The organism is Streptomyces sp. NPDC056486 (assembly GCF_042795295.1).
GTDB lineage: Bacteria > Actinomycetota > Actinomycetes > Streptomycetales > Streptomycetaceae > Streptomyces.
Genome location: NZ_JBHTSF010000276.1, coordinates 1 through 7,269, shown reverse-complemented (window position 1 = coordinate 7,269; position 7,269 = coordinate 1). Strand labels below are relative to the sequence as shown.

The following is a 7,269-nucleotide window of genomic DNA, read 5'->3' as shown; positions in this document are numbered from 1 at the left end:
GACGGGCTGAGATTTCCCCGGCCCGGGGGGAAATCTTTCAGCCGTCCGGCCTTTGAGGACCGGGGCCTGGGGCGGAGCCCCTGCGCGGCGGAGCCGCAAACAGATACAGCCGGGAAGGGGCGGGATGGGGGAAGGCCCCGCAGGGTCCCGCCTCTACGCCCCGTAACCCCCGTCCGCCACCAACTCCGCCCCGGTGATGAACGCCGCGTCGTCTCCTGCCAGGTAGGCGACCAGGGACGCCACCTCATCGGCCGAGCCGAAGCGGGCAAGCGCCGTCGCCGCCTTCTGGGGCTCGGCGAACGGGCCGTCGGCCGGGTTCAGGTCCGTGTCGATCGCCCCGGGATGCACCACGTTCACCGTGATCCCGCGCCCCGCGAGCTCCCGCGCCAGCGGCTTGCTCATGCCTGCGAGCGCCGCCTTGCTCATCGCGTACAGCGTCCCGCCTGGCCCGCCGGCGTACCGCGCGAGTGCCGAGCCCGTGGAGATGATCCGGCCCCCGTCGGCCAGTCTCCCGGCCGCCGCCTGCGAGGCCAGGAAGACCGAACGTACGTTGACGGCGAGCACCCGGTCGACGTCGGAGAGCGCCAGGTCCCCGATGGGGCCGAGAACTCCGATGCCCGCGTTGTTCACCAGGATGTCCAGGCGGCCCAGATCGTCCGCCGCGCGCTCCACCGCGCCCGCCGCGTCCCCGGGGTCCGCCGCGTCGGCCCTGATGGCGAAGCCGCGCCGGCCCGCCGCCTCGATCTTGGCGACGACCTCACGAGCGGCGGCCTCCCCATTGACGTACGTGATCGCCACATCGGCACCTTCCTGCGCGAGCCGCAGTGCGATCGCCGCGCCGATGCCGCGGCTGCCGCCGGTGACCAGGGCGGTCCTGCCGGTCAGAGAAGACATTCTTCGAACCCCATTCGCGTGGTGATGTTCCGTAATGCGTGAGAAGTGCTTGTGGGTTCAATGAAACTGGGCGGCGGGCGCTGTGGCTGGCGGGAAATGGACGGCGACTTCCGCAGGGAGTGCGATGACTTCCCGAAGGGTGCGGGGTCTGAGTAAGTGAGAGAAACGAAGAGATCCGACAAGAACCTGGAGTAGAGAGGCACTCGCCATGAAGGTCACGCTCACCCAGTTCCAGACCCTCGACGGAGTCATCCAGGCCCCGGGCGGTCCTGAGGAGGACCCCAGCAGCGGCTTCGAGCACGGCGGCTGGTCGTTCCCCTTCGGGGACGAGGACTTCATGTCCTTCGTCACCGAGGTCTTCGACCGGGCCGACGCCTTCCTGCTCGGGAGGCGTACGTACGAGATCTTCGCCTCGTACTGGCCGAAGAAGACCGACCCCGGGGACCCGGTCGCGTCGCGGCTCAACTCGCTGCCCAAGTACGTGGCAAGCACCACGCTCACCAGCAGCGACTGGCCGGGCACGCAGTTCATCGGCCGCGACGACATCGCCAAGGACGTCACGCTCCTCAAGGAGCAGCCGGGGCGCGAGCTCCAGCTGCACGGCAGTGCGGACCTCGCGCAGTCCCTGCTGGCGCACGACCTGATCGACACCGTCCACCTGCTGACGTTCCCCGTGGCACTCGGCACCGGCAAGCGCCTCTTCGCCGAGGGAGGCCTGCCCACGGCGTTCAGGACCACCGGGTCGCGCCTGACGTCGAAGGGCGTCGTCATCAACTCCTACGAGCGCGCGGGCCGCCCCGAGTACGGCAGTTTCTGACCCGACCCGGGCCGCACGGGCCGCCAGGACCGCTGACCAGCTGGGGCGCGGGGCGCGGGGCGCGGTGATACGTTCCGTGGTCGATCAAGGAGGAACGTCCATGGGGGACTTCGAGCAGAAATTTGCCAAAGGCGCTGAAATCAGGCGCAATTGGGGCGTCACGCTTCTCGCTGCGGCCGGCATGATCTGGTTCGTGCTCGCATGGCAGCTGATGATGCCGTTCAGCGACGGGGACGACGAGTACTCCAACAGTCGCAAGTGCGAGTCGATGCTCTTCTACGAAGGTGACGATCCGACGTGGCAGGACGACACGTGGGACGACTGCCGCGCCCAGCGCAGGTGGCCCGAGATGCTGGGCTGGCTGGCACTTTCGGTACCGCTCTCGGTCGGGGGCGCGACGCTCTACACCGGCGGGGCCGCCAATCTGCGGATGCGTGAGTACATGGCGGAGCACCGCATTGCCGCTGCCAAGGCCGCTGCGGTCAAGGACGCCGCCGAGAAGGGCGCCACCGAGAGGGGCGCCGCCGAGAAGGACTGACGGCGGCGAACCGGTGGCGCTCGGTTAACTCGCGGAAAATTCATCGCACTTGACGTTGACACAACAACCTCTACGCGCGTCACACTGGTCGCATGCGAATCCCCCCACGAATCGTGAGCGTCACCGCCCTCGCCGCCGCCCTGCTCATCGGCGGCCCCGTCGCGGCCTCCGCGAGCACAGTCCCCGACAGCCACACCCCCACCTCGGCGTCGTACTCCATCGCCGCCGTCGGTGACATCTGCTACTCCAAGCTGCCCGACCAGGCGCACGACACCCTGGACCTGATCGAGGCGGGCGGCCCCTACCCGTATCCGCAGGACAACACCGTCTTCTCGAACAGGGAAGGCATCCTGCCCTCCCAGAGCTCGGGCTACTACCACGAGTACACCGTGGTGACGCCGGGCTCACCGGACCGCGGTGCGCGCCGCATCGTGACCGGTGAGGAGAACCAGGAGGACTACTACACGGCCGACCACTACGAGTCCTTCGACCTGGTCGACCACTCCTGCTGAATCCTTCCTCCGCAGGACGGCACCAACGGCACCAACGGTACTAACGGGCCTTCCGGCTCTCCGCGAGGGCGAACAGCGCGAGCGCGAGCACGATCAGTGTGACGCCCGCGTAGATCTCGTAGCCGTCGAGGAACCCGATCCGCCGCACGATGCCCCAGCCGCGCAGCCGGCCGGTGAGCTCGTGCGCCAGGGCGGCCACGCCCTGGATCAGGAGAAGGACGCCGAAGACCTCAAGTACCTGCTTCATACCGAAGAGCCTCGCCCCGTGGACTCCCCACGCACATCGGCCACGGGGCGAGGCCTCTTCCTCCTGGCCCCCTCCCAAAGTCTGCGCGTGCGCGACTTTGGTCGATGATCATGTCCGGACGGCGTCCGATGCCTCCGACAGTGCGTAGATTTATCGACCATGAGCGGCAATGAGTCCCCGTCGGAACGCTCGACACCCTCGGTGCTCTCGGCCCCGTTGGCCAGGAGCCCATGGGCGCTGCCTTCGGCCCTCGCCGCCCAGTTCGACCCGGACCGCATGCCGGGCAAGAACAAGCGCAGGCCCCGGCGGACCATGCGTGACTGGCTGGTCGACTTCGCCTGCTTCTTCGTGGCCGTCGGCATCGGCCTGGTGGGCGCGGACGCGGTCAGCGGCAACCCGCACGTCTCGCAGGGCTTCGCGGAGGTCGATCAGGTGCTCGGCGCGCTCGCCTGCGCCGCCGTCTGGTTGCGCAGGCGCTGGCCGGTCGGCCTCGCCATCGCCATGGTGCCGATCAGCGTGCTCTCGGACACCGCGGGCGGCGCTGCCGTGGTCGCCCTGTTCACCCTCGCGGTGCACCGCCCCTTCCGGTACGTCGGCTGGATCGGCGGGGTCTCGATCGCCGTGCTGCCGCTCACCTACTGGCTGCGGCCCGATGTCGACGTGCCGTTCCTGGTCGCCGTCGTCCTGGGGACGCTGCTCAGTGCCGGTGTCATCGGCTGGGGCATGTTCGTGCGCTCGCGCCGCCAGCTCCTGCTGAGCCTGCGCGATCGCGCGATCCGCGCCGAGAACGAGGCGGCGCTCCGTGCCGAACAGGCCCAGCGCCTGGCCCGCGAGTCCATCGCCCGCGAGATGCACGACGTGCTGGCCCACCGCCTCACCCTGCTCAGCGTGCACGCCGGAGCCCTGGAGTTCCGCCCGGACGCACCCCGTCAGGAGATCGTCCGCGCGGCCGGTGTCATCAGGGAGAGCGCGCACGAAGCGCTGCAGGATCTGCGCGAGGTGATCGGCGTGCTGCGCGGTGGCAGTAGCGGTGTCGACGGCGAGGCGTCCGGACGTCCGCAGCCGACCCTCGCCGCCCTGGAGACTCTGGTCGCGGAGTCCCGCGACGCGGGCATGAAGGTCGCGCTCGACCACCGCGTCGCCGACTCGGCCGCCGTGCCCGCCGCTGTCGGCCGCACCGCCTACCGCATCGCCCAGGAGGGCCTGACCAATGCCCGCAAGCACGCACCGGGCGCCGAGGTGACCGTCCTGGTCTCCGGCGCGCCCGGCGAAGGCCTCACCCTGTCGGTACGCAATCCGCCGCCGCCCGGAGACGTGCCCAATGTCCCCGGTTCCGGCCAGGGCCTTATCGGCCTCACGGAGCGGGCCATGCTCGCGGGCGGCCGCATCGAGCACGGGTCCGCGGGGGACGGCGGGTTCCGCGTCGACGCCTGGCTGCCGTGGGACTCACCCTCCGGCCGCGCTGATGAGGCTCGTTAGTGTGGGCTCCATGAACCCGATCCGCGTGCTCCTCGTCGACGACGATCCGCTCGTCCGCGCCGGGCTGTCCTTCATGATGGGCGGCGCGGACGACATCGAGATCGTCGGCGAGGCGGCGGACGGTTCCCATGTCGCCCCGCTGGTCGCTGAGCTGCGCCCCGACGTCGTACTGATGGACATCCGCATGCCCACGATGGACGGCCTCGCGGCGACGGAGGCCCTGCGCAAGCGCCCCGACGCCCCCGAGGTCATCGTCCTCACCACGTTCCACGCCGACGAACAGGTGCTTCGGGCGCTGCGGGCCGGGGCGGCCGGGTTCGTCCTCAAGGACACCCCGCCCGCCGAGATCGTCGCGGCGGTACGGGCGGTCGCGGCGGGGGAGCCGGTGCTCTCGCCCACGGTGACGCAGCAGCTGATCACTCAGGTGACGGGAGTGGACCCCCAACATGGCCGCCGCAAGCGGGCGTTGGAGCGGCTCGCGCTGCTTGGGGAGCGGGAGAGGGAAGTGGCGGTCGCGGTGGGCCGGGGAGCGTCGAACGCGGACATCGCGGCAGAGCTCTACCTCAGCGTGGCCACCGTCAAGGCCCACGTCTCCCGAGTCCTGACGAAGCTTGACCTCAACAACCGGGTGCAGATCGCGCTGTTGGCGCATGACGCGGGTCTGCTGGACGGGGCGGAGTAGCCCCGGGCCGCGTTTGGGCCATCCTGGATCGGTCCGGAGCCGCTCTCGAACCAGTCCGGGCCAGTGCCGGGGCCCCGGATCAGCCCCGAGGCCGCCCACGGACCGGTCCGGATCAGCCCGGACCACCCCCGCGTCGGCCCCGTGCCCGGCAATCACCCCCCGGCGATCTCCGCCACCCGCACCAACCGCCGCTCGCGCCGCGAGAGTTCGCACGCCTCGGCGATCCGCAGGGCCTCAAGGGCCTCACGCCCGTCGCAGGGGTTCGTGCGTTCGCCGCGTACGACGTCGACGAAGGCCGCGAGTTCCGCCTCGTACGCGGGAGCGAAACGTTCCAGGAAGCCGGGCCACGGCTTCTCGGGCGGCGGCGGGCCCGCGGGCTCCACGGACGACAGGGGCGTGCGGTCGTCGAAGCCGGCCGCGATCTGGTCGTCCTCGCCTGCCAGCTCCATCCGTACGTCGTAGCCCGCGCCGTTGCACCGCGTGGCCGTCGCCGTGGCGAGCGTGCCGTCGTCGAGGGTGAGGAGCGCGGCGGCCGTGTCGACGTCGTCCGCCTCGCGGAACATCGCGGGCCCGGCGTCCGACCCGGTCGCGTACACCTCCGTCACCTCGCGGCCCGTCACCCACCGCACCATGTCGAAGTCGTGGACCAGACAGTCGCGGTAGAGGCCGCCGGAGAGCGGCAGATACGCGGCGGGCGGCGGCGCCGGGTCGGAGGTCATCGCCCGGATCGTGTGCAGCCGCCCGAGCCGCCCCGACCGCACGGCATCGCGCGCCGCCGCATACCCCGCGTCGAACCGCCGCTGGAAGCCCAGCTGGAGCACCGTGCCCGCGGATTCGACCTCCCGGAGCGCGGTGAGCGTGCCGGGCAGATCGAGGGCGATGGGCTTCTCGCAGAAGACCGGCAGGCCCGCCCGCGCCGCCTTGCCGATCAGCTCGGCATGCGCGGATGTCGCCGCCGTGATCACCACCGCGTCCACGGCACCCGACCGGCCGTTCCCCGTGAAGATGTCGTCCACCGAACGTGCCGATGCGGCGCCGATCCGTGCCGCGAGCCCTGCCGCGCGTCCGACGTCCGCGTCGGCGACGACCAGTGCGTCCACCTCGGGATGCCGCTGAAGAGCCGCAGAGTGAAATGTGCCGATACGGCCCGTTCCGATCAGTCCGATGCGCATGGACCCACCCTCGCCACGCCCCGCGATCCTGTCAATCCTTTGTCCGGACAACAGAACTTCAGAACTTCCCGTCATCATTCCCTGCGACTACGCTCCCCATGTGCCCAAATCAGCCGCCAAACCAGCCGTGGACCCGACCGTCTCCCTCCAGCTCGGCGTCGACCGCAGCAGCCCGGTCCCGCTGTACTTCCAGCTGTCCCAGCAGCTGGAGGCGGCGATCGAGCGCGGCGCCCTGACACCGGGCACCCTGCTCGGCAACGAGATCGAGCTGGCGGGCCGCCTCGGTCTCTCCCGGCCGACCGTCCGCCAGGCCATCCAGTCGCTCGTCGAAAAAGGGCTGCTCGTGCGCCGCAGGGGAGTCGGCACCCAGGTCGTGCACAGCCAGGTCAAGCGCCCCCTTGAGCTCAGCAGCCTCTACGACGACCTGGAGGCGGCGGGCCAGCGCCCCGAGACCCGCGTCCTGCGCAACACCGTCGAGCCCGCGTCCGCCGAGGTGGCCGCCGCGCTCGGCGTCGCGGAGGGCGAGGAGGTGCACCTGGTCGAGCGGCTCCGCCTGGCCCACGGCGAGCCCATGGCGTATCTGCGCAACCGCCTGCCGTCCGGTCTTATCGCCCTCGACACCGCACGCCTCGAAGCCACCGGCCTCTACCGCCTGATGCGTGCCGCCGGCATCACCCTGCACAGCGCGCGCCAGTCCGTGGGCGCCCGCGCGGCCACCGCCGACGAGGGCGAGCGGCTCGGTGAGCCCGAAGGAGCCCCGCTGCTCACGATGCAGCGCACGACCTTCGACGACACGGGCCGCGCGGTCGAGTTCGGCTCGCACATCTACCGGGCCTCGCGCTACTCCTTCGAGTTCCAGCTCCTCGTACGGCCGTAGGGCCGAGTCGGCACAGAGAGAGGGGCGGGTCCGGCCGTCCCAGGCCGGACC

At 70.8% G+C, this 7,269-nt stretch carries 9 protein-coding genes; 6 read left to right on the top strand and 3 right to left on the bottom strand.

All coding sequences use genetic code 11. From position 1 onward, the window contains the following. Positions 1-153: 153 nt before the first annotated feature. Positions 154-894 carry an SDR family oxidoreductase gene (locus ACFQ7F_RS44780; RefSeq protein ID WP_383285182.1) on the bottom strand — a complete coding sequence of 247 codons (741 nt, stop codon included), beginning with the start codon at positions 892-894 and terminating at the stop codon, positions 154-156. 208 nt (positions 895-1,102) lie between these two features. On the opposite strand from ACFQ7F_RS44780, the gene ACFQ7F_RS44775 reads away from it, so the two are divergent. From ACFQ7F_RS44775 to ACFQ7F_RS44765, 3 genes are all read left to right on the top strand, one after another. Continuing rightward, on the top strand, positions 1,103-1,711 hold the full coding sequence (locus tag ACFQ7F_RS44775) for a dihydrofolate reductase family protein (RefSeq protein WP_383285179.1): 609 nt from the start codon (positions 1,103-1,105) through the stop codon (positions 1,709-1,711). A 100-nt stretch (positions 1,712-1,811) separates the two neighbouring features. Next, positions 1,812-2,249, top strand: coding sequence for a hypothetical protein (locus tag ACFQ7F_RS44770; RefSeq protein WP_383285176.1), 438 nt, complete (start codon positions 1,812-1,814; stop codon positions 2,247-2,249). Positions 2,250-2,341: 92 nt separating this feature from the next. After that, a complete protein-coding gene (locus tag ACFQ7F_RS44765) occupies positions 2,342-2,761 on the top strand; it encodes a ribonuclease domain-containing protein (RefSeq protein ID WP_383285174.1) in 420 nt (139 codons plus the stop codon). A 40-nt stretch (positions 2,762-2,801) separates the two neighbouring features. Here ACFQ7F_RS44765 and ACFQ7F_RS44760 read toward each other — a convergent pair whose 3' ends face one another. Further along, complete coding sequence (locus ACFQ7F_RS44760; protein WP_383285171.1) at positions 2,802-3,008, bottom strand: hypothetical protein; 207 nt, start codon at positions 3,006-3,008, stop codon at positions 2,802-2,804. A gap of 159 nt (positions 3,009-3,167) precedes the next feature. On the opposite strand from ACFQ7F_RS44760, the gene ACFQ7F_RS44755 reads away from it, so the two are divergent. Both ACFQ7F_RS44755 and ACFQ7F_RS44750 read left to right on the top strand, forming a co-directional pair. After that, on the top strand, positions 3,168-4,487 hold the full coding sequence (locus ACFQ7F_RS44755; RefSeq protein ID WP_383285168.1) for a sensor histidine kinase: 1,320 nt from the start codon (positions 3,168-3,170) through the stop codon (positions 4,485-4,487). 10 nt (positions 4,488-4,497) lie between these two features. Continuing rightward, a complete protein-coding gene (locus tag ACFQ7F_RS44750; protein ID WP_383285165.1) occupies positions 4,498-5,169 on the top strand; it encodes a response regulator in 672 nt (223 codons plus the stop codon). Positions 5,170-5,321: 152 nt separating this feature from the next. Here the strand turns inward: ACFQ7F_RS44750 and ACFQ7F_RS44745 are convergent, their stop codons facing one another. Further along, on the bottom strand, positions 5,322-6,341 hold the full coding sequence (locus ACFQ7F_RS44745; protein ID WP_383285163.1) for a Gfo/Idh/MocA family oxidoreductase: 1,020 nt from the start codon (positions 6,339-6,341) through the stop codon (positions 5,322-5,324). A gap of 127 nt (positions 6,342-6,468) precedes the next feature. Here ACFQ7F_RS44745 and ACFQ7F_RS44740 point away from each other — a divergent pair, with 127 nt between their 5' ends. After that, entirely contained in the window at positions 6,469-7,218 is a 750-nt protein-coding gene (locus ACFQ7F_RS44740) for a GntR family transcriptional regulator (RefSeq protein WP_383285185.1), read from the top strand. The last annotated feature ends 51 nt before the right edge of the window (positions 7,219-7,269 follow it).

Coding starts and splice junctions, on each gene's coding strand:
- ACFQ7F_RS44780 (WP_383285182.1), bottom strand. CDS start 894: ATGTCTTCTCTGACCGGCAGGACCGCCCTGGTCACCGGCGGCAGCCGC.
- ACFQ7F_RS44775 (WP_383285179.1), top strand. CDS start 1,103: ATGAAGGTCACGCTCACCCAGTTCCAGACCCTCGACGGAGTCATCCAG.
- ACFQ7F_RS44770 (WP_383285176.1), top strand. CDS start 1,812: ATGGGGGACTTCGAGCAGAAATTTGCCAAAGGCGCTGAAATCAGGCGC.
- ACFQ7F_RS44765 (WP_383285174.1), top strand. CDS start 2,342: ATGCGAATCCCCCCACGAATCGTGAGCGTCACCGCCCTCGCCGCCGCC.
- ACFQ7F_RS44760 (WP_383285171.1), bottom strand. CDS start 3,008: ATGAAGCAGGTACTTGAGGTCTTCGGCGTCCTTCTCCTGATCCAGGGC.
- ACFQ7F_RS44755 (WP_383285168.1), top strand. CDS start 3,168: ATGAGCGGCAATGAGTCCCCGTCGGAACGCTCGACACCCTCGGTGCTC.
- ACFQ7F_RS44750 (WP_383285165.1), top strand. CDS start 4,498: ATGAACCCGATCCGCGTGCTCCTCGTCGACGACGATCCGCTCGTCCGC.
- ACFQ7F_RS44745 (WP_383285163.1), bottom strand. CDS start 6,341: ATGCGCATCGGACTGATCGGAACGGGCCGTATCGGCACATTTCACTCT.